This is a genomic window from Streptomyces sp. NPDC048277 (genome assembly GCF_040652235.1).
GTDB lineage: Bacteria > Actinomycetota > Actinomycetes > Streptomycetales > Streptomycetaceae > Streptomyces.
Genome location: NZ_JBEZLQ010000001.1, coordinates 513497 through 537188, shown reverse-complemented (window position 1 = coordinate 537188; position 23692 = coordinate 513497). Strand labels below are relative to the sequence as shown.

The 23692-nt window shown below is 70.7% G+C and carries 21 protein-coding genes; 4 read left to right on the top strand and 17 right to left on the bottom strand.

The features are described from left to right. The first annotated feature begins 93 nt into the window (after positions 1-93). From AB0D85_RS02525 to AB0D85_RS02515, 3 genes are all read left to right on the top strand, one after another. Positions 94-918 carry a purine-nucleoside phosphorylase gene (locus AB0D85_RS02525; RefSeq protein ID WP_362312596.1) on the top strand — a complete coding sequence of 275 codons (825 nt, stop codon included), beginning with the start codon at positions 94-96 and terminating at the stop codon, positions 916-918. A 432-nt stretch (positions 919-1350) separates the two neighbouring features. Continuing rightward, positions 1351-2982, top strand: coding sequence for a phospho-sugar mutase (locus tag AB0D85_RS02520; RefSeq protein ID WP_362312595.1), 1632 nt, complete (start codon positions 1351-1353; stop codon positions 2980-2982). 167 nt (positions 2983-3149) lie between these two features. Continuing rightward, positions 3150-4334 (top strand): hypothetical protein, encoded by a 1185-nt coding sequence (locus AB0D85_RS02515; protein ID WP_362312593.1) that lies wholly within the window; start codon positions 3150-3152, stop codon positions 4332-4334. A gap of 6 nt (positions 4335-4340) precedes the next feature. Here AB0D85_RS02515 and AB0D85_RS02510 read toward each other — a convergent pair whose 3' ends face one another. The 16 genes from AB0D85_RS02510 to AB0D85_RS02435 all read right to left on the bottom strand — a co-directional run bounded on the left by AB0D85_RS02510 (position 4341) and on the right by AB0D85_RS02435 (position 22260). Next, the gene (locus tag AB0D85_RS02510; RefSeq protein ID WP_362312592.1) at positions 4341-4970 is read right to left on the bottom strand and encodes a hypothetical protein; all 630 of its coding nucleotides are present in this window, start codon (positions 4968-4970) and stop codon (positions 4341-4343) included. Positions 4971-5095: 125 nt separating this feature from the next. Beyond that, positions 5096-5989: a phosphate ABC transporter ATP-binding protein gene (locus AB0D85_RS02505; protein WP_362312590.1), complete on the bottom strand. Its 894-nt coding sequence runs from the start codon at positions 5987-5989 to the stop codon at positions 5096-5098. Positions 5990-6023: 34 nt separating this feature from the next. Beyond that, positions 6024-6986: a class E sortase gene (locus AB0D85_RS02500; RefSeq protein ID WP_362312589.1), complete on the bottom strand. Its 963-nt coding sequence runs from the start codon at positions 6984-6986 to the stop codon at positions 6024-6026. 142 nt (positions 6987-7128) lie between these two features. Then, positions 7129-8805, bottom strand: coding sequence for a hypothetical protein (locus AB0D85_RS02495; RefSeq protein WP_362312587.1), 1677 nt, complete (start codon positions 8803-8805; stop codon positions 7129-7131). Between the two features lie 97 nt (positions 8806-8902). After that, a complete protein-coding gene (locus AB0D85_RS02490) occupies positions 8903-9880 on the bottom strand; it encodes a substrate-binding domain-containing protein (RefSeq protein WP_362312585.1) in 978 nt (325 codons plus the stop codon). A gap of 255 nt (positions 9881-10135) precedes the next feature. Further along, complete coding sequence (locus AB0D85_RS02485) at positions 10136-11020, bottom strand: hypothetical protein (protein WP_362312584.1); 885 nt, start codon at positions 11018-11020, stop codon at positions 10136-10138. After that, a complete protein-coding gene (locus AB0D85_RS02480; RefSeq protein WP_362312583.1) occupies positions 11017-13503 on the bottom strand; it encodes a hypothetical protein in 2487 nt (828 codons plus the stop codon). Before AB0D85_RS02480 ends, AB0D85_RS02485 begins: the two co-directional genes overlap by 4 nt. Then, the gene (pstS, locus tag AB0D85_RS02475) at positions 13503-15200 is read right to left on the bottom strand and encodes a phosphate ABC transporter substrate-binding protein PstS (RefSeq protein ID WP_362312581.1); all 1698 of its coding nucleotides are present in this window, start codon (positions 15198-15200) and stop codon (positions 13503-13505) included. The genes AB0D85_RS02480 and pstS overlap by 1 nt, the downstream gene beginning before the upstream one ends. Next, positions 15197-16447 carry a phosphate ABC transporter permease PstA gene (gene pstA, locus AB0D85_RS02470; protein ID WP_362312579.1) on the bottom strand — a complete coding sequence of 417 codons (1251 nt, stop codon included), beginning with the start codon at positions 16445-16447 and terminating at the stop codon, positions 15197-15199. Before pstA ends, pstS begins: the two co-directional genes overlap by 4 nt. Positions 16448-16530: 83 nt before the next feature. Continuing rightward, positions 16531-17589 (bottom strand): phosphate ABC transporter permease subunit PstC, encoded by a 1059-nt coding sequence (gene pstC / locus AB0D85_RS02465; RefSeq protein ID WP_362312577.1) that lies wholly within the window; start codon positions 17587-17589, stop codon positions 16531-16533. A gap of 91 nt (positions 17590-17680) precedes the next feature. Beyond that, a complete protein-coding gene (locus AB0D85_RS02460; protein ID WP_362312576.1) occupies positions 17681-18016 on the bottom strand; it encodes a hypothetical protein in 336 nt (111 codons plus the stop codon). 301 nt (positions 18017-18317) lie between these two features. Then, a complete protein-coding gene (locus tag AB0D85_RS02455) occupies positions 18318-18968 on the bottom strand; it encodes a hypothetical protein (RefSeq protein ID WP_362312574.1) in 651 nt (216 codons plus the stop codon). A 56-nt stretch (positions 18969-19024) separates the two neighbouring features. Beyond that, positions 19025-19555 carry an RloB family protein gene (locus AB0D85_RS02450; protein ID WP_362313459.1) on the bottom strand — a complete coding sequence of 177 codons (531 nt, stop codon included), beginning with the start codon at positions 19553-19555 and terminating at the stop codon, positions 19025-19027. Between the two features lie 55 nt (positions 19556-19610). Then, positions 19611-20951 (bottom strand): ATP-binding protein, encoded by a 1341-nt coding sequence (locus AB0D85_RS02445; protein WP_362312573.1) that lies wholly within the window; start codon positions 20949-20951, stop codon positions 19611-19613. Positions 20952-21185: 234 nt separating this feature from the next. Then, the gene (locus tag AB0D85_RS02440) at positions 21186-21515 is read right to left on the bottom strand and encodes an AzlD domain-containing protein (protein ID WP_362312571.1); all 330 of its coding nucleotides are present in this window, start codon (positions 21513-21515) and stop codon (positions 21186-21188) included. Then, positions 21508-22260: an AzlC family ABC transporter permease gene (locus tag AB0D85_RS02435; protein ID WP_362312569.1), complete on the bottom strand. Its 753-nt coding sequence runs from the start codon at positions 22258-22260 to the stop codon at positions 21508-21510. Before AB0D85_RS02435 ends, AB0D85_RS02440 begins: the two co-directional genes overlap by 8 nt. Before the next feature lie 62 nt (positions 22261-22322). Between AB0D85_RS02435 and AB0D85_RS02430 the strand changes: the two genes are divergently transcribed. Then, positions 22323-22781, top strand: coding sequence for an Lrp/AsnC family transcriptional regulator (locus AB0D85_RS02430; protein ID WP_362312567.1), 459 nt, complete (start codon positions 22323-22325; stop codon positions 22779-22781). A 97-nt stretch (positions 22782-22878) separates the two neighbouring features. Here AB0D85_RS02430 and AB0D85_RS02425 read toward each other — a convergent pair whose 3' ends face one another. Further along, positions 22879-23604 (bottom strand): PH domain-containing protein, encoded by a 726-nt coding sequence (locus AB0D85_RS02425; protein ID WP_362312565.1) that lies wholly within the window; start codon positions 23602-23604, stop codon positions 22879-22881. Between the last annotated feature and the right edge of the window lie 88 nt (positions 23605-23692).

Sequence of the window (23692 nt, the reverse complement as noted above, 5' to 3'; positions counted from 1 at the left end):
CCGCCCCCTCGTTGGAAACGACAAGACAACGATCGCAATCCCGTGAGCTCCGTCATCTACGCGCGTAGGCCTGGACCGGCTACTCTCATCGGCGTGAACGCATCTCTTCTTCCGGACGACATCCAGGGCGACCCCCACGCCGCCGCCGACGCGGCAGCCACGCGCCTGCGCGAGCTCACGGGCGCCGAGACCCACGACGTCGCCCTCGTGATGGGCTCCGGCTGGGCTCCGGCCGTCGACGCCCTGGGCGCTCCCGACGCCGAGTTCGAGGTCACAGAGCTGCCCGGCTTCCCGCCTCCCGCAGTCGAGGGCCACGGCGGCAAGATCCGCTCGTACACCATCGGTGACAAGCGCGCACTGGTCTTCCTGGGCCGCACGCACTACTACGAGGGCCGAGGCGTCGCCTCCGTCGCGCACGGCGTCCGCACCGCCGTGGCCGCCGGCTGCAAGACGATCATCCTCACCAACGGCTGCGGCGGCCTGCGCGAGGGCATGCGCCCCGGCCAGCCGGTCCTCATCAGCGACCACATCAACCTCACGGCGACGTCCCCCATCGTCGGCGCGAACTTCGTGGACCTCACGGACCTCTACTCCCCTCGCCTCCGCGCCCTGTGCAAGGAGGTCGACCCCTCCCTCGAAGAGGGCGTCTACGCCCAGTTCCCCGGCCCGCACTACGAGACCCCGGCCGAGATCCGCATGGCCCGCGTGATCGGCGCGGACCTGGTGGGCATGTCGACGGTCCTGGAAGCGATCGCTGCGCGCGAGGCGGGCGCCGAGGTCCTGGGCATCTCCCTCGTCACCAACCTCGCGGCGGGCATGACGGGCGAGCCGCTGAACCACGAGGAGGTCCTCCAGGCGGGCCGGGACAGCGCCGCGCGGATGGGTTCACTGCTGGCGCAGGTACTGGGCAGGCTCTGAAGAACGCAGCAGGGGGTGCCGGGCCGGGTCGTAGAGCGACTGCGGGACCGTCGTGGCCGGTCGCGCAGTTCCCCGCGCCCCTAGGTCGGTGCACGCGCGCCACTTGGCGGGTGCACGCGCGCAAACATGGTCGGTGCACGCGCGCCACGCACGTCGGCGCACGCACAACACTTGGTCGGTGCACGCATGTCGATGCACGCACGCCGCATGGGTGCTGCACGCGCCCACGGCGGGAAGGGGACGGGGAGGGGAGTTTCCGCCCGCAGCGGCCGGCGTCCGACGCCCCGCACGATCCGAGATGCACCACCGCCGGTCCGAGGACGGAGACTCCCCTCCCCGGCCCCGACCCACGACGAACCGCAGGCGCTGCGCGCACCCCCACCGGAGCCGCGGATGCGCCGCAGGCACACCACGAGAGGTTGGACCACGACCGTGCACGACGATCTCATCGCCCGGGCCAGGACCTGGCTCGCCGAGGACCCGGACCCGGACACCCGCGACGAGCTGGCCAAGCTCATCGAGGCCGGTGACATCACCGAACTGGAGGCCCGCTTCAGCGGCACCCTCCAGTTCGGCACCGCCGGCCTGCGCGGTGAACTCGGCGCCGGCCCGATGCGCATGAACCGCTCCGTGGTGATCCGCGCCGCGGCCGGTCTCGCCGCGTACCTGAAGAAGCAGGGCCAGGGCACCGGCACCGTGGTGATCGGCTACGACGCCCGCCACAAGTCCACCGACTTCGCCCGCGACACGGCGGCCGTCATGACCGGCGCCGGCCTCCGCGCCGTCGTACTCCCCCGCCCCCTCCCCACCCCCGTCCTGGCGTTCGCCATACGGCACCTGAACGCGGTGGCCGGCGTGGAGGTCACCGCCAGCCACAACCCGCCCCGCGACAACGGCTACAAGGTCTACCTGGGCGACGGCTCCCAGATCGTGCCCCCCGCGGACACCGGGATCGCCGCCGAAATCCAGGCGATCACCACCCTCCACGACGTCCCCCGCCCCGACACCGGCTGGGAAACCCTCGACGACACGGTCCTGGAGGCCTACCTGGCCCGCACGGACGCCGTCCTGTCCCCCACCTCCCCCCGCACCGCCCGCACCGTCTACACGGCCATGCACGGCGTCGGCAGGGACACCCTCCTCGCCGCCTTCGCCCGGGCCGGCTTCCCCGCCCCCGTGCTCGTCACCGAACAGGCCGACCCGGACCCGGACTTCCCGACCGTCGCCTTCCCCAACCCGGAAGAGCCCGGCGCGATGGACCTCTCCTTCGCGAAGGCCCGCGAGACGGACCCCGACCTGATCATCGCCAACGACCCGGACGCCGACCGCTGTGCCGCGGCCGTCAAGGACGACGGCGCATGGCGCATGCTCCGCGGCGACGAGGTCGGCTCCCTCCTCGCCGCCCATCTGGTCCGCCGCGGCGCGACCGGCGTGTTCGCGGAGTCGATCGTCTCCTCCTCCCTCCTCGGCCGCATCGCCGAGAAGGCGGGCCTCCCCTACGAGGAGACCCTCACCGGCTTCAAGTGGATCGCCCGCGTCGACGGCCTGCGCTACGGCTACGAGGAGGCCCTCGGCTACTGCGTCGACCCCGACGGCGTACGCGACAAGGACGGCATCACCGCGGCCCTCCTGATCACCGAACTGGCCTCGGTCCTCAAGGAGGAGGGCCGCACCCTCCTCGACCTCCTCGACGACCTGGCCGTGGAACACGGCCTGCACGCCACCGACCAGCTCTCGGTCCGCGTCCAGGACCTCTCGGTCATCGCGGCCGCGATGCGCCGCCTCCGCGAGCAGCCCCCCACCGAACTCGCGGGCCTCCCCGTCACCAGGGCCGAGGACCTCACGCAGGGCACCGACACACTGCCCCCCACCGACGGCCTCCGCTACACCCTCACCGGCGCCCGGGTCATCGTCCGCCCCAGCGGCACCGAGCCCAAGCTGAAGTGCTACCTGGAGGTGGTGGTCCCGGTGGCCACGCACGCCGACCTCCCGGCGGCCCGGGCCAGGGCGGCCGAGACCCTGGCCGCGATCAAGCGCGACCTGTCGGCGGCGGCCGGCATCTGACCCGCAGGGGTGCCCCTCCGTCCAGGGACACCCCTACGGCACCCCCCACGACACCCCTACGGGTGATTTCGCGGCGGCGACCGCCCCACCCACCGCACCCCGCCCCGGCTCCCGGGGAACGGTGAACCGGTACCGCCCGCCGCAGCCGTCGTACTGGAGCCGCCGCCGTGTCCTCGACCGCCCCCGACACCGCCCCCCGCGGGCACATCCCGGGCACCCGACGACCCCACCACCCCACGGCGACCGTTTCCCGGCACGCCCTGCGCCGCGCGGCCCCGGCACTCGCCGCGTATCTCGCCGTACGGCTCGCGGGGCTGGCGTTCTTCGCCGTGTGGGCGCACCGCCGCCATCACGGGGTGTGGCCGATGCTGGCGACGCAGTGGGACTCCCGCTGGTATCTCGGGATCGCCGACCACGGGTACGCGCACGAGCTGGGCATCGCGTACGACCACAACAACCTGGCGTTCTTCCCGCTGTACCCGCTGCTGGTCAAGGCGGTCGCCGTCGTGACCCCGGGCACCCGGGCCAGCACCGGCCTGGGCATCGCGCTGTTCGCGTCGCTCCTCGCGGCCTGGGGCGTGTTCGCCGTCGGCGACCGGATCGGCGGCCGGCGGGTCGGGGTGCTGCTCACCGTGCTGTGGGCGGCGTTTCCGGTGGGCCTGGTCGAGTGGATGGGCTACACCGAGTCACTGTTCACGGCGCTCGCCGCGTGGACGCTGTACGCGGTGCTCGACGAACGCTGGCTGTGGGCGGCCACGGGCTCGGTCCTCGCGGGGCTGACCCGGCCGACGGGCATCGCGCTGGCCGCGGCCGTCACGGTGACCGCGCTGCTCTCGCTGCGCTCCCGCTTCTCGGCGCGCGCCCTGTCGGCGGCCGTCCTGGCCCCCCTCGGCTGGTGCGCGTACGTCGGCTGGGTGGGGCTCAGACTCGGCCGCTGGGACGGCTATTTCGCCGTCCAGCGGATGTGGCACAACGAGGTGGACGGCGGGGCGGAGACCGTGCGCTGGCTGCGGCACCTGTTCGGGCAGGTCTCGCGGCCGGAGCTGTTCCTGGTCGTGGTGAGTCTGACGATGCTGGTGTCGGTGGTGCTGTTCGGCTGCGCGCTGTGGGACCGGCAGCCGCTGCCGCTGCTGGTGTTCACCGGGGTCCTCCTGCTGATCGTCCTGGCCAGCGGAGGCGTCTACTTCCCGCGCGCCCGCTTCCTCCTCCCCGGCTTCCCGCTGCTGCTGCCGGTCGCCCACCACCTCGCCCGCGCCTCGGGACGACTGCGGGTGCTCGTGCTGACGACGGCGGTGGCCGGGTCGGCGTACTTCGGGGCGTACATGCTGCTGGTGTGGCCGAGCGCACCGTGATCCGCGCTAGTCGCGGACCAGGTAGCTGAACCCGGTGTCCGGTCCCACGCAGGACTGGAGGGTGAGGTCGCCCCAGTAGAGCCCGGCGGCGGGGGCGCCGCGTCCGGGAGTGACGTAGTTGGCGTACACCGTGTAGGTCCAGGTGCCGCGCGGTGTGCTGATCGTGACCCTGGTGCCGACGCGGAGCGTGGCGAACAGGTCGAAGCCGCAGTAGTCGTGACCGACGATCACGACGGTCCGCATCTCGTACCCGTCCTCGGTGCCGATCATGGGTCCCGCCCACTGCACGGCGTCCTTGCAGGCGTCGACCTCGTCCTGCCCGCCGCGGATCACGCCCGCGGACCAGGTGCCGATCCGGATGACGGTGCCCGTGGGCCGCCGGGTCGCGGACGGGGCGGCCGTCGGCGCCACGGCGGTGGCGGTCGGCGCACGGGACGAGACGAGCGGCACCCGACGGGTCAGGTCCGGCCCGCGCACCGGACCGCTCGCGCTCGCGGAGGGCCGGGCCGTACGCCGCACCGGCGGCGCGAGGGAGGCCGGTGCGGACGCCGAAGGAACCGGCTGCGCCACCGACACCGAAGCGGCCGAAGCCGTCGGAACCTCCGAAGCGGTAGGCATCCGGTCGGCGGCGTCCATGCCCCGCGTCCCCGTCCCCACCCCCGTCCCGGCCCCCGCCCCGCACCCGGCGAGCAGCACCACCGCCACGACCGCCCCGGCGGCCCGGCCGAACCTGGGCCTGGACCTGGCCGCCCCCCTCCCCGTCACCCGAAACGCCCGTTCACGTAGTCCGAGGTCCTCTCGTCCTGGGGCGAGTTGAACATCGCGTGCGTGTCCCCGTGCTCGACGATCACGCCGGGCGTGCCGTGCGAGGCGAGGAAGAAGGCGCAGTTGTCGGAGACGCGGGCGGCCTGCTGCATGTTGTGGGTGACGATGACGATCGTGACCTCGTCCTTGAGGTCGTGGATGGTCTCCTCGATACGGCGGGTCGACGTCGGGTCGAGCGCCGAGCACGGCTCGTCCATCAGCAGCACCCGCGGCCGTACCGCGAGCGAGCGGGCGATGCACAGCCGCTGCTGCTGACCGCCCGACAGCGCCCCGCCGGGCTGGCGGAGCCGGTCCCGGACCTCCTTCCACAGGCCTGCCTTGGTGAGGCACTCCTCGACGAGGTCGTCCTTGCCGTCGCGGCCGACCTTGATGGCGTTGAGCTTGAGGCCGGCGACGACGTTGTCGTAGATCGACATGGCCGGGAAGGGGTTGGGCTTCTGGAAGACCATGCCGATCTCACGGCGGGCGTGGGTGATGCGCCGGCCGCGGTCGTAGATGTCGACCTCGTCGAGCAGCACCCGGCCGGCCAGCGAGGCCGAGCCGATCAGCTCGTGCATCCGGTTGAGGATGCGCAGGAAGGTCGACTTGCCGCAGCCGGAGGGGCCGATGAGCGCGGAGACCTGGCGCGCGGGCATGGTGAGCGAGACCCGGTCGAGGACCTTGTGGTCGCCGAACCAGGCGGAGACGGAGTCGGCGCGCAGGGTGGCGGGGCCGTCCCCGAACCGGGGGGCGGCGCTGCTGACGGCTGGGGCGGTGGCGAGGCCGCCGCCCCGGCCGTCCTCGACGGGCGGCTGGAGGACGGTGTCGACGAGGTCGGGGTTCTCGGACATTCGGTTGGTCAACTTCCGTGCGGAGGCCGGTGGTTCAGAGCAGGTTCGGCAGCAGTGCCGTGAGGGACTGGGAGTCGGCGAGGCCGAGCGCGAGCAGCAGCGGGCCCGCGCAGATCCAGGTCTGCCAGCGGCCCCAGACGCGGAAGGAGGCCACCGCGAGCAGCGAGGCGAGCAGCAGTCCCTGGGTCCACAGGAAGACGCCGAGCCAGGCACCGGGGTCGGTGCCGAGGGCCTGTTCGGAGCCGGCGATCCAGCCGGCCCGCAGATCGCGGGGCGGGTTGGGCTGCACGGCCGTGACCAGCTTGGCGTCGACCCGGAGCACTCCGCTCGGGGTGTACGGGGCTCCGGTCGCGGTGATGAGGGTGAGCCGTCCCTGTCCCTCGGCGACCGGCGCGGGCAGTTCGTCGCCGGCCCGGCGGATGCCGGTGACCTCGTAGACCGCCTTGCCCTGGCCGGTGGTGATCTCGATGCGGCTGCCGACGGGGAGCAGGTGCAGGTCGTGGAAGGGGCTGCCGTATCCCCACTGGCGGCCCATGACGACGGCGGTCCCGGCCTGGCCGGGCAGCGGGGTGTCCCGGCGGTGTCCCGGCCCCGCCATCAGCACCTCGGAGGTGGTGCCCTCGGCGACGACCTCCTTGAAGCCGAGGGCGGGGATGCGCAGCAGGGCGACGGGCGCGCCCGTCTTCAGCAGGTTGCCCTCGTAGTCCCGCTGGCCCACGGGGGCGGTGCCCAGGGCGAGTTCCTTGCGGAGCTCGGCGTAGGCGGTCCGCTGGTCGCGGGCGTGCTGGAGGTGGCCGACGACGGTGAGGTTCGCGGCGAAGCCGAGGAGCACGGCGGCGAGAACGCACAGGGCCGCCCCGGCGAGTGCGAGCCCGGGGCGGGCGGGAGGCCGCGGGGTCTCCCGGCGCGGCTCGGTGGTCGGCGGGGGCGGTGGCGGAACGGGCGGGCCGTCGGCGGGCGCCGACGCACCGGCCGGCGGCGGGGCGAGCGTGGTCACGGGGTGCGCTCCTCGGAACGGAGGGTTCTCTACGGCTGCGTACGACTACGACGACCCAGGGCTTCCTACGGTGGACGGGCCGGGCCCGGGGACACGTAGGCGTGCGCCCCCAGGCCGACCCGTAGCCCCGTCGGCCCGTCGGTCAGCGGTGCTGCGGTGTGTCGCCCCCGAAGGTCAGCAGGCCCTTGCGGCGCATGTGGAGTACGAGCGCGCCGCCTGCGGAGAGGAACGCGAGGGAGGCCAGGCCGATCGCGCCGATCTGGGCGCCGGTGGAGGCCATGGAGCCGCCGGTGCCGGAGCCGGAGCCGCCGCTGCTGCCGCCGCCGGAGGAACCGCCGGTGTCCGAACCGCCGCTGCCGGTACCGCCCGTGCCCGTGCCGCCGGTGTCCGAGGCGGACGTGCTGGGCGAGGGGGACCCGCTGGAGTCGCCGGAGCCGGTCGTGAACGCGAAGTCCACGCTGTGCCCGTCGGTCTTGTCCTCGGCGAGGGTCAGCGTGTGGTCGCCGTCCGCGATGCCCTTCGGGACCGTGAACGCGTAGTTCTCCACGGTGCCGGAGGAGTTCGCCTTGGCGTCGTCGAACTTCGTGTCGCTGTCGGCGAGGGTGACCTTGACCGCGGCGCTCGCGGTGTAGCCGCGGGCGGTGATCTTCACCTTCTGGCCGGGTTCGAGGCTGGGGTCGGTGTCGAGGGTGTTGCCGTCCGCGTCGGTGACGGTGAGGTCGGGGTCCTCGGTGGGGCTGGGGCTGGAGGAGACCTCGTCGGTGCTGACGAAGGGGAACTCCGCGCGCGAGCCGGAGACCGTGAAGAACAGGCTGTGCGTGTCGTTGCTGAGGGCGTTGGGCACGGTGAACGAGTAGTCGGCGACGGTGCCGTCGGCGTTCGCGGTCACATCGGCGAAGGTCGCGCTGGAGCCGGACACGCTGACCTGTGCCGTGGCCCCTGCGGCGAAGCCCTTGGCCGTCACCTTCACAACCTGGCCCAGGTGCAGGGTGGGCTTGTCGGCGAGTGCGTTTCCGTCGGAGTCCTTGGCGGAGACGACGTAGTCGATGGTCGCGCTCCCGCTGGCCTCGGCGCCGGAGTAGGCGTCGGTGTCGGTGGGGGTGAACACGGCGCTGAAGGCCATGGGGCCGGCGACCGCGGGCGCCTTGACCGTGAGTTCGGCCGTGCCGTTCGTGACCTGTGCCGTGCCGAGCGAGGTGTCGCCGTTCTTGAACTCCACCGAACCGGCCGCCGCCGTGGGCGACACCGAGGCGGTGAGCTTGAGGTCGCCGCCCACGGCGACGTCGGAGGCCGCGCTCGCCGTGAGCGTCGTGGCCTGCTGTTCGAGCAGCGTCCAGGTGTCGCCGGTGACCCGGACCTTGGCGAGGAAACGGTCGGCGGTGGTGCTGGTGCCGCACGTCAGAAGCACGGTGTACGTGCCGTCGTAGGGAGCGGTGACCCCTGACGCCGTCAGTGCCGACTGGAGGCTGGGCTTGGCCGCTGTCGCCTGGAGGGCCACGGTGAACGGGTCCGCGCCGACACCGGTCTTCGTCGAAGACTGGGCGAGGGGCTGGGTCAGTGTCGGGGTGATCGGGTTCACCAGCCGGAGCACGAGTGTCTGCGCGGTGGTCGCGTTGCAGCCGGTGCTCGTGGTGACGGACGTGGTCATGGGGACGTCCGCGATGTTTCCCGTGGCCGGGCTGACCGTGAACTTGCCCAGATCGGTCGTCGCGCTGGCCCGTCCCGCGAAGGCGAGGACCCCGGCCAGGGCGGCGCACAGCAGAGCGAACGAGGTCAACAGCGCGACGGGCGACCTGAGTTCAGCGGGTCGCAGGTTCATTTCGTGGTCCCCCCAAGGGGTTTCGGTCGATAACGGAAACGCCGCTGGGCCGGGCACCCTTGAGGTGCCCGGCCGTTGAGCGGTTACGAGGTGGCGATCACTTCTCGCCGGTGAGGGTCGTGCTGCCGCAGGCGCTGCCGAGGGAGCCGAAGCCGTAGGAGGTGATGACGGCGGTGTTCGAGCAGACCTTCGAGCCGGTGCCCACGAAGGTGTCCGCGATCAGCGAGTTGGACAGCTTGGCGGTCGGGACGACGTTGTAGACGTTGCGCAGGTAGGGGAAGGACGCGTTCAGCGAGAGGTCGCTGTTGCGCGCGCCCTGGCCGTCCACGGAGCCGAGCACGGCGTCGCCGCGGCGGTCGTCGACGACGAGGGTCTCCTGGGCGGTGTACTGGGCCACGGAGTACGGGAAGATGTCACCGGCGCTGTCGATGACCGAGCCGTCGTTCTCCTGGATGGTGGAGTCCGAGGTGACGCAGGAACCGGGGGTCGTCACGCCGATGGAGCTGAGGAAGAAGGCGCGGGTGCCCGAGGCCGACTGCGGCAGGATCGGGGTGAGCGTGACACCGTTGAGCGAGGTCAGGGTGCACTCGTAGATCGCCTTGAGCTGGGCGGTCGTCAGGTTGTCGGGAAGGGCGCTGCCGTCCTGCTTCACCCAGGCCACCGCGTCCTTGGCGTACGGGATGAAGGTCAGGTCCGAGGTGGAGGTGTCGTTCGGACCACGCGAGGAGCGGGCGAAGTCCACACAGCCGGTGTTGCCGTCCAGGGCGGTGTTCAGCGCGGTGATGCCGGCGCCGGAGCCGTCGGGGCGGGTGATCGAGCAGCTGCCGGTGGCCTTGGTCGTGATCGGGGAGGAGCCGGTGGCGTTCCACGAGGCGATGACCTTGCCGCTGCTGTTCGTGATCGTTTCGCCCAGGGCGTTCATGACGTCCTGGGTCGTGTCCGAGCCGACACCGGCGAGCTGACGGTAGTCGGTGGCCGAGGTGGGGTCCGCGTAAGCGGGGGCGGCCAGGACACCGAGGCCCAGGGCAACCGCACCGATACCGGCACCGATACGCACGCGGGACTTGACGTTCACTTGATTTCCCCTCCGTGAAACGGATCGAGCAATGGACGTGCAAGAAAATCCGGATTCTTTTTTCACCACCGACCCGTCGGCCGGCCACGCAGAACAATTCCGCAGACTCGCACCGGCGACCACTAATTGCAGCCGGTCTTCAGGTTACGAGTCCGTTTCCTAGGTGAATCCAAGGGAGTTCACCAGGTGGTGCGCGGATTCCCCGGGGCCGGAATGCACCCCGGTAATCGGAATCCGTTGATTATGGGGTGGCGATCACTTCTCGCCCTTGAGATCGGTCCTGCCGCAGTCGGTGCCGATGGTGAGGAAGGAGTACTCGCTGATCAGCTCGGTGTTCGCGCAGACCGCCGAGGCGGGACCCACGAAGGTGGCCGCGAACACGGGATCCGACAGTTCGGCGGTCGGGACGACGTTGTAGACGTCGTACAGGAAGGGGAAGTACCAGTTCGTGGTGAACTCGCCGTCCGACGGCGCGAAGCCGTTGACCTTGCCGAGCACGGAGTCGCCGCGGCGGTCGTCGACGACGAGGGTCTCCTGGGCGACGTACTGGGCCGTGGAGTACGGCATGATGTCGCCCGCGCCGACCAGGGCCGTGCCGTCGTTCTCCTGGAGGTAGGGGCCCGTCGTGACACAGGGACCCGGTGTCGCCACGGCGATGAAGGCGAGGAACCTGGCCTCCTCGGCGGCGCCCAGCGGCAGGTGCGGGGTGAGCGGAACACCGTTCAGCGAGGTCAGAGTGCAGGCGTAGATGTCATGGAGCTGCGCGGTCGTCAGGTCGTCGGGCAGCGGACTGTCCCAGCGTTTCGCCCAGGACAACGCGTCCTTGGCGTACGGGATGAACGTGAGGTCCGTGGTGGAGAAGTCGACCGGACCGCGCGTGGAGCGGGCGAAGTCCACACAGCCGGTGTTGCCGTCCAGGGCGGTGTTCAACGCGGTGATGCCGGCGTTGGAGCCGTCGGGGCGGGTGAACGTGCAGCTGCCGGTCGGCTTGGTCGTGATCCAGCTGGGGCCGGTGGCGTTCCACGAGGCGATGACCTCGCCGGTGCTGTTCCTGATCTCGTTGCCCAGGGCGTTCATGACGTCCTGGGTCGTGTCGGCGCCGACACCGGCGCCCCCGCGCAGGCGGGACCTGACGTTCATTCGGTTCCTCCTCCGTGGGCCACCTTGCGCACCGACAGCCGCAGCATGACCGGCCCCGCGAGGGCGGCCACTCCGCCGGCTATGAGAACTCCGAGCAGCACCCAGCGGATCAGCCCGAGCACCTCCGACGGGGTGTAGCCGCCGGACTGGGCCACGTTCTGCTTGGCCGGGTCGGTCTCGGTCGGGACGGTGGAGGGCCGGGGGGTGTCCGACGCACCGGTGCCACCGGCGGCCGCACCCGAGGCTCCGGCGGAGTCGCCGCCGGTGCCGCCGCTCGCTCCGCCGCCCGACGCGCCGCCGCTGCCGGTGCCGCTCAGGTCGTCGCCGCCGCCGGACGTACCGCCGGACGACTGGTCGGCGTCCGGTGCGCCCTTCTCCAGCTTGTCGGCCGCCTGCTCCGCCTGCTTCCGCAGAGCCGTGGGCAGCGGCGCGTAGCCGTACGGCAGTTGCCCCTTCGCCGTGCCCTGGGTCTGCCCGGCGCCCGCCGCGTAGCGCATCACCCTGGCGAAGTCCTGCCGGGCGTCCTTGGCCTGGTCCAGTGAGGACGCCGCGTAGACCACGGCGGTCAGCGGATAGGCGCCGTCCTTCATCTTCCCGGGGTCGGGCGCCTTGACGCCGGCCACGTCCGAGTCGGGCATCTCGGAGACCGCCTTGAGCAGGGACGCGTTGGTCGGCTGGACGTAGTCCCCGTCGGCGTTCGGCAGGGCGGCGGCGCCCAGCAGGTAACGCATCGCGGAGGCGTTGTCGACGATGCCGAACTGGCGCTGCTTCGTCAGGATCGGACGGCCCAGCGACTTCACCTTCGGGACACCGTCCACGACGTCGCACCCGTACGCGTTGCCGATGTCACCACGGCGTATCTTCAGCGCTCCGTCGTGCATGTCGTTGACGTAGGGAACGACGTCCTGCCCGGTGTAGGACACCGTGAGGGTGGTGCCCCCGCCGCAGTCGGTGGTCACCGGCGTCAGATCCGCCTTGGGGAAGAAGTCCAGGGAATCCGATATCACCCCGTCCTTGTACGCCGGGTTGACCTTCATTCCCCACGGGTCCGCTTTTCCTTCGATGAATTCCTTTGCGTCGTTGTTCGCCAGGATGTACTTCCACACCAGGCGAGCCGAATCGGAGTTGGCCAGGGCGAGGGCCAGCCCCAGTGGGGCGTTACCTGCTGCCTGATCCTTGAGTTCGGGATTCAGCTTGAGGAATTCGGGGTCCTTGACGAGGGAAAGCGGATTGCCCGACAGGTAGGTGGGAACGCCGTCCAGCGGCTGGACCAGACTGTAGGGGTAGGACTGGGTGAGCACCTTGGCCAGCAGCCGCTGGTTGAGCTTGAGTTCCGTCACCGGCAGGCTGCTGTTGTCCGCGGTGTCGTACATCCAGACGAAGCCGATCGTCAGGCCCGTGATCGCGACCGGGGCATGGACCACTTGAGCCGCCCCGTCGACCGGCTCGACGGGGTCCACCGTCATGGCGAGCCCCGCCACCGAGTCGCCCGAGGTCACGGCGGACCGGGCCTGGTCCTCGCCGGACTGGGTGAAGCTGAACCGATAGCTGCCGGTCTCGCACAGCGCGCTCTGCCACGACGTGATCGCGTCGGTGGCCAGTTCGGACCCCATGATTCCGCGCTCGGGCTTGTCCGGGTCGCAGTTGTCCGTGACGGACTGGAAGCCGAGTTTGAAGACGATGCGCTGGTCCCAGTTCGTCTGGCTGATCGAGGAGGAGACCTGGTTGCCCCCGACGTGCGTGGTCCCGTCGGGGTCGTGGATGCCGCGGGGAACCACCACCAGCCAGCACGGCTGGATCTCGCCGGACGACGTCTTGCGGGCACCGCAGCCCATGGCGGGCTGCTCGATGGACGACTTCAGTTCGAAGCTGACGTCGCCGCCGCCCGAAGCGTCGTTCGGCAGGTAGGGAAGGGCGTTCGTGTCCCCGCCCGTGAAGTACGTGGTGTCAGTGCCGCTCGTGGTGGCGTCCCCCTGTCCCGCCACCGGCCGGAACGGCACGAAGTGCTGGCCGTTCTTGTCGACCGGGGTCCCGGACTCGGTCTCCAGGGGGTCGCCCACGGAACCGTTTCCGGCCAGGAACACGGACCGGCTGCTGCCCGACTGCGCGGCCGACGACGCGCCGAACTCGCACTGCGTACGCTCCGGCCCGGACGCCGCGTCCCCCCAGCACTGCATGATGGCCAGGAAGTTCGAGTCGGTGCGCGCGCCGGCGGGCGTACCGCCCGTCCATGTCACCCGCACGGCCTGCCCGGACAGGTTCTTCGTCTGGTGCACGGTGACCTTGAGGGCGGAGAAGTCGTCGCCGTCCGCCGCCTTCGCCCCGCTCTCGGTCACCGCCGAACTCTCGGCGGTGGCCGCCTGCGCCTGATCCGCCCCCCTGGGCAGCGGCAGCACCGCCAGCACCACCGCGGACAGCAGGCACCCCACCCCCGCGGTCACCCGGCGCCGGCCGGGGGACATCCGTAGCGTCAACCGTCTCATCACAGCTCTCCCTTACGGCGCGAACGTGCCGCGAGCAGCCGCGCGGTGAGCGGTGGCCCGACGACCACCGCGACGAGCAGTACGGCGGACAGGGCCATCAGGGCGCCGCGCATCCCTAGGGCGTTGTCGGTGGCGAGGCTCACGGGGTTGGCGACGACGTTCGTGTCGCCGGTGCTCGCGCCGTCGCCGCTGACCACCTCGCCGGTGTCGGGATCGACGGTGCCTCCCGAGGTGCCGGAGGAGGTGCCGGCGGTGGTGGCGGAGGTCCCGCCGCCGTTGGTGCCGGTACCGGTACCGCTGCCGCCCGTGGCGGAGGAGCCGCCGGAGGACGAGCCCCCGGTCGACGAGCCGGAGCCGCCCGAGGTGCTGCCGCCCGACGCGCTCTGCTTCACCGGCGTGTCCGTGCCGGCGGCACCGGCCGTGCCGGTGGTGCACTGCGTCGGCCCCTTCTTGTCACAGGACTTGGGGTACGGCGCGTTCTTGATCAGGGTGTTGGTCCCGCCGGAGAAGGTGGGGTTGCGGCAGGTGTTGATGTTGATGGTGCTCGTGGGCGCGCCCGGGACCTTGAGGAGCTGGTCGAAGCCCGCCTGGACCAGGTTCTTCGGCAGCGGCGAGTAGCCCAGGTCGTCCGCCTGCTGCTGGCCGTCGCAGAGGAAGTAACGGCCGAACGTGCCCAGCGAGTTGCCCTTGGCCGCGGTGAAGCCGGCCTCCACCTTCGTCGGCAGGATCATGTAGCTGTAGCTGGACAGCGGGTAGGTGCGGGCGTCGGCGTTGTCGTAGACGCCGTCGAGGATCTGGGTGAGGTAGTCGACGGACGACTTGTTCTCGTTGATCTCGGCCTTGGTCAGGGCCACCGCGACGCTCGCCGCGGTCGGCTCGACGTAGTAGCCGTCCTTGTTGAGGATCTTGGCCACCGGGAAGCCGGTGTTCTTGGCGTAGGAGTACTCGACGTAGGTGATGGCGCCTTCGCCGGAGGGCTGGCGGACATGGCCGGAGACGCCGAGCGAGCCGGACTTGGCGACCATCGTGGAGCCGCTGAGCAGCGGGTAGTTGGAGGTCATGCCGCAGTTGCCGCTGCCGCGGCCGGTGCGCGAGCAGTAGTCGGCCCACAGGGAGCCGTACTGCTTCGACATCCACATGGTGAACTGGGCGCTGGTGCCGGAGCCGTCGGAGCGGACGACCGGGACGATCGCACGGGCCGGCATGGTCAGGCCCGGGTTGTCGGCGGCGATCGCGGGGTCGTTCCAGCGGGTGATCCTCCCGGTGAAGATCTTGGTGACGACCTCGCCGGACAGCCGGAGGTTGGTCACCATCTTGCCGTTGATCTTGAGGTTGTACATGAACGACGTACCGCCGGCCACGATCGGCATATAGGCGTAGCCGCGGCTCGGCGGGGTGTCCGTGACGCCCTGTTCCTTGAGGCCGTAGGGGATCTCGGAGACCGCGAAGTCGACGGTGCCGTTCTTGAACTGCTCACGGCCCTGGGAGGAGCCGTTGGCCGTGAAGTTGACCGTCATGCCGTAGTTGGCCTTGACGTTGCGGACCCACTGCTGGACGGCGTTGGAGCTCCAGGTCGAACCGGAGCCGGTGATCTTGGCGTAGGAGGCCGCTGCGGCGGAGGGCGTCTGGACGGCGAGAAAGGCGCACAGCAATGACAGCACGGTGGCCGCCAGACGGAAGCGAGTGGCGGGTTTCACGACGAACTCCCGGTTTCGGTGGGGATGTTGACGGGGTCGGCGGCCGGGCGTTCGGCGAATCGACGCGCGTCGCGTCGCGACGCGAGGACGCGCCGATGCTCCTGACGGCGCGTCAAATGACCGGGCCCGCGGCCGCCGGCGATGCGGGCGGCGACGAACAGCAGCAGCACCAGCGCCATGAGCAGGGCGGCCGTACCGAAGCCGCGCGAGATCATGTTCGGCTCGGGCGACTTGACGAACTCGAAGGTGACCAGCGGCAGCGAGACCATCGGGTCGTGGAAGGGGTTGAGGTTGAGCTCGTTGGTGAAGCCCGCGGTCAGCAGGACCGGGGAGGTCTCGCCGATGCCGCGCGCGGTGCCGAGGATCACGGCGGTCGTCAGCCCCGAACGGCAGGTCGGCAGGACCACGTGCCAGACCGTGCGCCAGCGGCTCGTGCCCATCGCGTAGCTGGCCTCGCGCAGGGTGCCGGGGACCAGCCGGATGACGACGTCGGCGGCCCTGATGATGATCGGCAGCATCATCACCGAGAGGGCGAGACCGGCGGCGAGCCCGGACTGGTCCAGGCCCAGCCCCAGGATCACGGTCGCGTAGACGAACAGACCGGCGACGACCGACGGCAACGCCGTCATCGCCTCGACGATGGTCCGCACGAACCGGGCGTAGGCGCCGGGCACTTCGTTGAGGAACACCGCGCAGACCAGCCCGGCCGGGACGGTGATCAGCAGCGCGATCGTGATCATGATCAGGGTGCCGGCCGCCGCGTGCAGGGCGCCGCCGACGCTGAGCGGCTCCAGCGGGCCGGCCAGTTCCATGCTCTGGGTGAAGAAGTTCAGGTGCACCAGCGCCTTGCGGCCCTGGATGAGCGCGTAGAACACGACGAACGCGAGGATCACCACGAGCAGCAGGCCCATCGACCGCACGATCGCCGCCGCGATCCGGTCGACGATCGCCGGCCCGTCCTCGTCGAGGGAGACCAGCAGCGCGTAGATCAGCAGGAAGAGGCCGTACGCGATGACGACGAAGCCGACGGCGCCGTTGAACGGCAGCAGCCAGTGGAACAGCAGCCAGGTCAGCGACAGCGCGGAGCCGGCGGCACCGACCATGGCGTACACGTCGGTGGCGTGCAGCTGCGTCAGGGCGCGGCGGCGCTCACCGGCCGGGTCGGCGCCGCGGGCCGGGCCCGGCAGCGTGGTGCCCGGGCGTCCGGTCGCCTGACGCGCGCCGGGCGCTTCAGGGGCAACGGTCATGGTCGCTCATTCCTGTGTGGCGTACGGGACTGCGGGCGCCGTGGGGGGGGTTGGCGATACCGGGGAAGAGGGGCGCCGGCCCATCAGGCGTCGCTCGCCGCGCCCGAGCGGGAGCGGGCGACGATGGAGGAGGCCGCGAAGTTGACGATCAGCGTCATGACGAACAGCGAGAAACCGGCCGCCATCAGCGCGGACATGCTGAACTCGCTCGCCTCGCCGTACCGCAGGGCGATCAGCGAGGAGACCGAGCTGGTGCCGGACTGCAGGACGTGCCACTGGACCTGGAAGGTCACCGAGATGATCATGAAGATGGCGATCGTCTCGCCCAGGGCGCGGCCGAGTCCGAGCATCGTGCCGCCGATCATCCCGCCGCGCCCGAAGGGCAGCACCACGCTGCGGATCATGCCCCAGCGGGTGGCGCCGAGCGCGTAGGCGCCCTCGCGCTCACCCGCGGGGGCCTGCGAGAAGACCTCGCGCATGATCGAGCAGATGATGGGCGCGATCATCATGCCGACGACGAGCCCCGCGATGAACGTCGAGGACGTGTAGATGCTCTCGGGCGCGAGCGGGTCGTTCGGGTCGGCGCCCTGCACGTCGAAGACGGGGATCCAGCCGAAGTACGTGGCGATGAAGCGGGCGATGGGCAGGACCTTGTCCTGGAGGAAGAACACGCCCCACAGGCCGTAGACCACGGAGGGCACCGCGGCCATCAGGTCGACGACGCTGATCAGCGTCCGGCGCAGCCGCGGCGAGGCGTACTCGGAGATGTACAGCGCGGCGCCGGTGGCGAGCGGCACCGCCACCAGCACCGCGACGACCGCGATCAGGACGGTCCCGACGAGGACGGCCGCGATGCCGAACTTCCCGCTGCCCGGCTCCCATTCGGCGGTGGTCAGGAACGACCAGCCGGCCCGGTCCAGCGCCAGCCACGCCCGGTAGAGGAGGAAACCGCCGACGAGCAGCATCACGGCCAGCACGAGGCCGCCGCCGGAGCGCAGCACCGTGCGGAACACCCGGTCGGGCAGGCCGGGATCGGCGTACAGGCGTCTTCGGACGTCGATGCCGCCGGGATCGCCGGCGTCGGTGGCGCCGACGCCCGCGATCACGGGCTGCGGCTGTCTGGTTCTTCTCAGCGAGGGCACGATCCAGACACTCCGTGCCATCGGTTGACATGCCCATCCCGAAAGGTGAACAAGGGGTTCCCGGGGGGCAACTTCGGTTACCCCGGGCCGCTCAGGTCTCACCCCATAACTCGGGCCCTGCGTAAGCGAGTTCGCCGAGCATCCCGCGGAACCGGTCGTAGGAGGCACGGCAGGTGGCATGCCTCTCGTACGTCCGTGCCGAGCCGGCCAGATGGCGTCCGGAGTCGTCCCAGACCAGCCACACCCAGCCACCGCCGTCGGAACTGTGCTGCACCCCGCCCCCGGTACGGGCGTGCAGCGTGCACATGCGATGGAAGGCCGCGCGGCATCGGGCGTGCGTGTCGTGCGAGGTGAGCGACACCGCCACCGACCGCCCGTTGGGCGCCACTAAACGCCAGCCGAACCTTCCCTGACCGTCGATGTCCACCTGACATCTCATGCCCGTCGCCCCAGCGGCAGGTCTTGCCGCCCTCTCGGACCGCTCCATGTCCCCACCCCCGCCGCCCAAATCGAAAGTAAAATCCGCAGGTACGGCGCTCTGGGGCGGCAGGAGCAATCTACTGAGACGCGGGTGACGGCGCCCGGACAAAACTGACTGCCGAGGGCACGCTTCATGTAGAGGTATCCCCTAGGTAACCCGTAGGCAAGACACAGGGAAAGCGCTCCCACACGGACCAGGACAACGTTGCCAATTGGGGCACGGCCCCCGGTGGGAGGCGAACCCGTCGTCATCGCCCCGCCGGTCGCTCCAGTCCCGCCAGCCAGGGATGTCCGGGATGCACGCGCGCCAGCCACCCGCCGAGAGCCTCGCGCCGGGTCCGGCTCAGCAGCGGCAGGACCCCGTCGAAGTCGGCGTGGTCCTTGGGCCGCGCCTCCTTCGCCTTGAACAGCAGCACCAGCTCCGGCACCAGGTAGGGGATGCCGTCCGCCGTCCGTTCGATGATCGCGTCGTACGGCAGCCGCAGGCTCCCGTCCCGTCGGCAGATCCAGGTCCCGCCCTCGTGCGGCTCGCGGAAGACGTCGAAGAGGAACCGCCCGCTCGCCGGATCCCGCAGCCAGGTCTGGTGGGTGGCCGCGAGCTCCCCGGCTCCCGCCCCCGCCCAGATCCGTCCCGACCCCACCGCGTCGAACACGTACTCCGGGAAGCGTTCCCTCACCTCCGCGAACCCCGCCGCGGGCACCGCGATCTCCAGATCGCCGTGGGGCCGCGACTGCCCTCCGCGGAACAGGTCCAGCGCCCACCCCGCCACCACGCACCAGGGCACGCCGACCCCCTCCAGGCGCTCCGCGACCTGTTCCGGCCGCCAGGCGTCCGTCCAGCGGGCGGCCAGTTCGCCGGCATCGAGCACGACGCCGCCGGGCAGCGGGGACTCGGTCATCGGGACAACGTACTGCCGGGAACCACGAGCGGGCCTCGTTCTCCTGGACTCGCCGGTCACGTCTGCCGGTGCGCGGGCACAATCTGGCGCAGCAGGCGCCACATGCCGGTCGACGGATTCCTCTTGTGCTCCTCGCCCGGCTTCGCCAACGCCTGTGCTCTGTTCACCGCCCCTGGCCACGTCTCCCGGTAAGGGGTGAAGTCGAGCCCGCCCGTTGCCTTCCGGTAGGCCGGTTGGTGCGGCAGGAGAAGCCGTTTCGCCTGCTGAAATCCGTCTACCGGGGCCCTGCGGTCGCCGAAGTGGAGCAGCAGCCACAACTCGAAGCACGGGTTGGACAGGGCGATCTCGATGTCCTCGTCACGCGCCAGCCGCAGCGCCTCGTCGAGGTGCGCGAAATCGTCCACGTCGAGGACGCACCAGGCGCGGGCGTAGTGATCACCTGCCCGGTCGCGTTCACCGGCAGCATGCCGGACCACGGACACCGGATCCTGTGGGCAGACCTTGACCGTCACATCGACCGCGCGGTTGTCGACCGCTCTCAACAGGCCTTTCATGTACTCCGGTTCACTGTTCCGGGCCCCGCACACCACAAGAACGGACGGTAACGCCTCCCTGTACGGCCCTCTGCGGCGCAGTGTGGACTCACGCCTCGGAGCTCTCCGGCCGTCCCTCTTCGGATCCCTCGCCACCCGTTTCCCCCCGCCCGGCGATCGCCAGCGTGAACGTGTCGTCGATCATGGGCACCGCGCCGTAACTCCCGCTCAGATAGCGTCGCTCCCTGTTCTCCTCCTGGCGCGGATGGAAGTCGGACAGCGGATAGAGCGAACTCTCCCCGAACTCGTTCTTCGTCACGAACCAGATGTGGTCCCGCTTCAGGATGTCCTGGCCGGCTCTGCGCCCCAGCAGGCTCACGTCGTGGCTGGTGAACAGCAGTTGGGCACCCTTCGGGTTGCGTGCGGGGTCCTGGAAGAGGCCGACGAGAAACGCGCTGAGCCTCGGGTGCAGGCTGCTGCCCAGTTCGTCCACCACCAGGGTGCCGCCGCGACGGGCCACCCCTTCCAGCGTGAACGCGTAATCCACCAGTGCCTGGGTACCGGCGGACTCCGCACTCAGCGGAACTTCGAAGACGCCGTTCCTGCCGGTGTGCTTGAACAGCAGCTCATGGCGCGTGCGGGAACGGGTTCTCAGCGTGTCGGCAAGCGTCTCCTTGTCGGTGACCGCGACTGCGGCCCTGGCCCCGGAAACCTCCTCCTCGGCGCTCACAACCCGGTAGTCCTCGATGCCCAGGTCCGCCACGCGCAGCAGCTCGCGCAGATGAGGTGGTTCACCCCGGGCGTTCAGCCGGTGTGCGAGTTCTCTCAGCCACAGGGAGCGGGGGCGGAAGCCCGGCACCGTGGCCCCGCCGAACGCCAGGTCGAAGCGGAACCAGCCGTAGACCGGACTGACCACATCGATGACCGCTCTGGAACGCCCCGCCATGGAGAGGAACAACGCGTTGGGGGCCGTAACGTCCGCGACCGTGCGCAGTTCCTTTTGCTTGTCCTGTGAACTACCGACGCGGAAGCCGTCCCCCTCCCGCTCGAAGACCACCCGCTTGCGCCCCTCCGGGTACGCGTACAGCCACTCGCCGACGACGCACTCGTCGTCCACCTCGAAGCCGTAGACGTACCGCACACCGCTCAGCAGAAGATCGGCGACGTACCAGGACGAGTCCGTGTCCACGACATCCGCCAGGAAAGGCTGCCTGCTCACGCCCTCGCCGTCTTCGGCCAGGAGGTGCGAACGGTTCACCATCTCCGCCGTGTAGCGCAGCGCGTCCACCACGTTCGACTTGCCTGCCGCGTTCGAGCCGAAGATGCCCGCGACCGGTACCGCCTCCCACCCCGCGCCCGGTGGACGCTCGTCCGCGTACACCGGTTGAAGCTGCCACTCCAGTTCGTCGCGGATCGACCGGTGGTTGGCCACCCTGAAGTTCAAGAGCATGAGCACCTCCTCCCAGACGCTATTTTCACCGGGTTTTGTGCAAGTGAATCGCCGGTAAGGGGAGCTGGCAAGCAAAACTTGGCAATCAGGCAGTAGAACAAGCCTCACGAGCGAACATCGCCGTCGTCACTGCGGTAGGGGTGTGATGGCGCCTCGTGTCCTTGACGGCATCACCGGAGAGCAAGTGCGTCGGCCGCTTCGCTGTCACGCACCCGAGCGTGACCTCATCAGGGGTCAGGGCGCGAAGAGCGTGCTGGCCAGGGCCACGCTCACGACGGTGCCGCCGATGATGCTCAGCAGGGCGTTGCGGCGCCACAGATGCAGGCCGACGGTGACCGCCAGGGCGGCCAGCGGCGCGGTGACACGGGGCTCGGTCAGCGGCAGGTCGCGCAGGCAGTAGACGAAGAGGATCACCATGACGCCGGCGGGCATGCGGGCGCCGAGATAGCGCACGGTCCTGCTGGCCCGCAGCGAGGCCAGGACGGTGAAGGGCAGGGCGCGCAGCGCCCAGGTGACCGCGGCCGAGACGGCGACGGCCAGGAGCAGGTAGCGGGTGTCAGGCACGGGACTCCTCCTTGCGGCTCCGGACCAGCAGCGCGGCGGTGAACAGGGTGAACGCGACGAGCAGCATCTGGCCGGGCAGGACGAGCCTGGCCACCAGGGCGCTGAGCAGCGCGAGGACCGGGGTGGGCAGGTCGTCGCGCCGCTCCCGGACGGCGTCCAGGGCCAGGACGGCGAACAGCGCGGTCATCGCGAAGTCCAGGCCGGTGACGCTGTCGGGCACCACCGACCCGAGCAGGGCCCCGGCGGTGGCGCCGGCGACCCAGTACAGCTGCATGAACAGCTGCAGCCACACGATCCGGGCGCCGGTCCAGGACCGGGCCTGGTCACCGGTGGTCAGGGCGTACGCCTCGTCGGTCAGCGCGAAGGTGCTGTAGGTCCTGGCGAGTCGCCCCCGTACCCGGTGCAGGGGGAAGGACAGCGCGTAGAACACATGCCGGACGTTGACCAGGAAGGCCGTCAGCGCGACCGTCGCCAGCGGGGTGACCGCGACGGCCAGGTTCACGAGCAGGAACTCGAACGAGCCGGCGTAGATGACGGCGGTGAACAGGGTCGCGCACCACCAGGGCAGACCGGCGTGGCTGATGACCACCCCGAAGGCGAGCCCGAGCGGAAGCAGGCCGAGCCCTACGGAGGCGGAGTCCTTGAGCGCCGCGAGGGCCTCCGGCCGGGGCGAGGTCGAAGGCGAGGGGGCGGGGGCGGGGGCGGGACGCGGGGGATCGCCCGCGGCGACCGAAACCGTACGCATGCTGAAATTTTAGGAGGATTGTCGCCACATATGGTTTCCAATAATTCCCGTAGCCTGACCATATGAGCAATGAAGTGCACCTGGATGCGATCGACAGGGAAATCTTGTTTCATCTGCGCCAGGACGGCCGCCTGACCAACGTCGAGCTGGCCAAGCGGGTCGGGCTGACCCCGCCGCCGTGTCTGCGCCGGCTGAAGCGGCTGGAGGACTCCGGTGTCATCACGGGCTACCACGCCGTCATCAACCCGGAGGCCGTCGGCCGGGGCCTGGAAGTCATGATCGACATCGAGGTCTACGCCACCGACCTGAAGACCATCGAGACCCTGGAGGAGACGCTGGCCTCCTACGACGAGGTCATCGAGTTCCGCCGGATGTTCGGCCGCCCCGACTACTTCCTGCGCGTCGCCGTCGCCGACCACGCGGCGTACAACGCCTTCCTCACCGGCAAGCTCACCGGCCTCCCCGGCATCCTGCGCGTCGAGTCCCACCTGACGATGAAGAAGATCAAGCCGGACGACTGAACGACCGACGCGAAGGGCGAGCCCGCGTGGGCGCGACCAGCCACGACCCACCCGCACCCGGCGACGACCCGCACCCCCAACGGCGCTCCCACCCCCGCTACCCCACCGCCAGCAGAATCGCCAGCAGCACCGCCCCCGCCACCGCCGGCGCAGCCACCTCGTACGCCCATCGCACGGTCACCTCGCCCTGCGCGGCCTCCGCCCCGCCCCTGTTCTCCAGCATCTCCCGCAGGTCGTCCATGACCTTGTCGGTCTCCGCGCGCACCGGCCCGGTCGCGTCGTCGATGTCCCGCGGCCCCCCGAATCCGCCCCCGAACCCACCGCCGATCCCGCCGAACCCACCGCCGATCCCGCCGATCCCGCCACCGAACCCGCCGAGCCCGCGCCCGGCCGACCCGGCCGACCCGGCCGACCCGCGCCGCGCGTCCGCCTCCGCCTTCGCCTTCCTGCGCGCCGCCTTCTTGCGGCCCCGCAGGGACACGGGGATGGCCCACAGCTGGTACTTCGCGCCGGACTTGGTGATCACCTCGTTGGAGTAGCCGGAGCGCAGGGAGGCGACCTCCCCCCACGGCACCGTGATCACCCGGAACGGATTGCGCACCCGCAGCCGGTCCTCGCCCGCGAACACCGCCGGGCGCAGGGTGAAGCCGACGATCAGCGGCACGACGAGGATCAGCGCGGCGAGAGCGAGCCAGGGCGTGTGGCCGTGCCCCTTGATCAGCGCGTCGATGCCCAGCCAGCCGACGATGGCGAGCAGCAGGACGCCGCCGATCAGCGCCTGGGGCGAGCGGTAGATGCGGTCCTTGACGAGGGGCGAGGTCATAGGGCCGATTCTGCCTCAGCCGTGCGCCCGGGCGCCGTGGGGTGTGCGCCCGGTGCGCGGGTGCGGCTCCGAGGAAGAACCGTTCCCT

Bases quoted from the DNA above. Each gene is read 5' to 3' on its own strand.
- AB0D85_RS02430 (WP_362312567.1), top strand. From the start codon at position 22,323: ATGAGCAATGAAGTGCACCTGGATGCGATCGACAGGGAAATCTTGTTT.
- AB0D85_RS02480 (WP_362312583.1), bottom strand. From the start codon at position 13,503: ATGAGACGGTTGACGCTACGGATGTCCCCCGGCCGGCGCCGGGTGACC.
- AB0D85_RS02445 (WP_362312573.1), bottom strand. From the start codon at position 20,951: ATGCTCTTGAACTTCAGGGTGGCCAACCACCGGTCGATCCGCGACGAA.
- AB0D85_RS02455 (WP_362312574.1), bottom strand. From the start codon at position 18,968: ATGACCGAGTCCCCGCTGCCCGGCGGCGTCGTGCTCGATGCCGGCGAA.
- AB0D85_RS02505 (WP_362312590.1), bottom strand. From the start codon at position 5,989: ATGTCCGAGAACCCCGACCTCGTCGACACCGTCCTCCAGCCGCCCGTC.
- AB0D85_RS02510 (WP_362312592.1), bottom strand. From the start codon at position 4,970: ATGGACGCCGCCGACCGGATGCCTACCGCTTCGGAGGTTCCGACGGCT.
- AB0D85_RS02495 (WP_362312587.1), bottom strand. From the start codon at position 8,805: ATGAACCTGCGACCCGCTGAACTCAGGTCGCCCGTCGCGCTGTTGACC.
- pstA (WP_362312579.1), bottom strand. From the start codon at position 16,447: ATGACCGTTGCCCCTGAAGCGCCCGGCGCGCGTCAGGCGACCGGACGC.
- AB0D85_RS02485 (WP_362312584.1), bottom strand. From the start codon at position 11,020: ATGAACGTCAGGTCCCGCCTGCGCGGGGGCGCCGGTGTCGGCGCCGAC.
- AB0D85_RS02435 (WP_362312569.1), bottom strand. From the start codon at position 22,260: ATGCGTACGGTTTCGGTCGCCGCGGGCGATCCCCCGCGTCCCGCCCCC.
- AB0D85_RS02425 (WP_362312565.1), bottom strand. From the start codon at position 23,604: ATGACCTCGCCCCTCGTCAAGGACCGCATCTACCGCTCGCCCCAGGCG.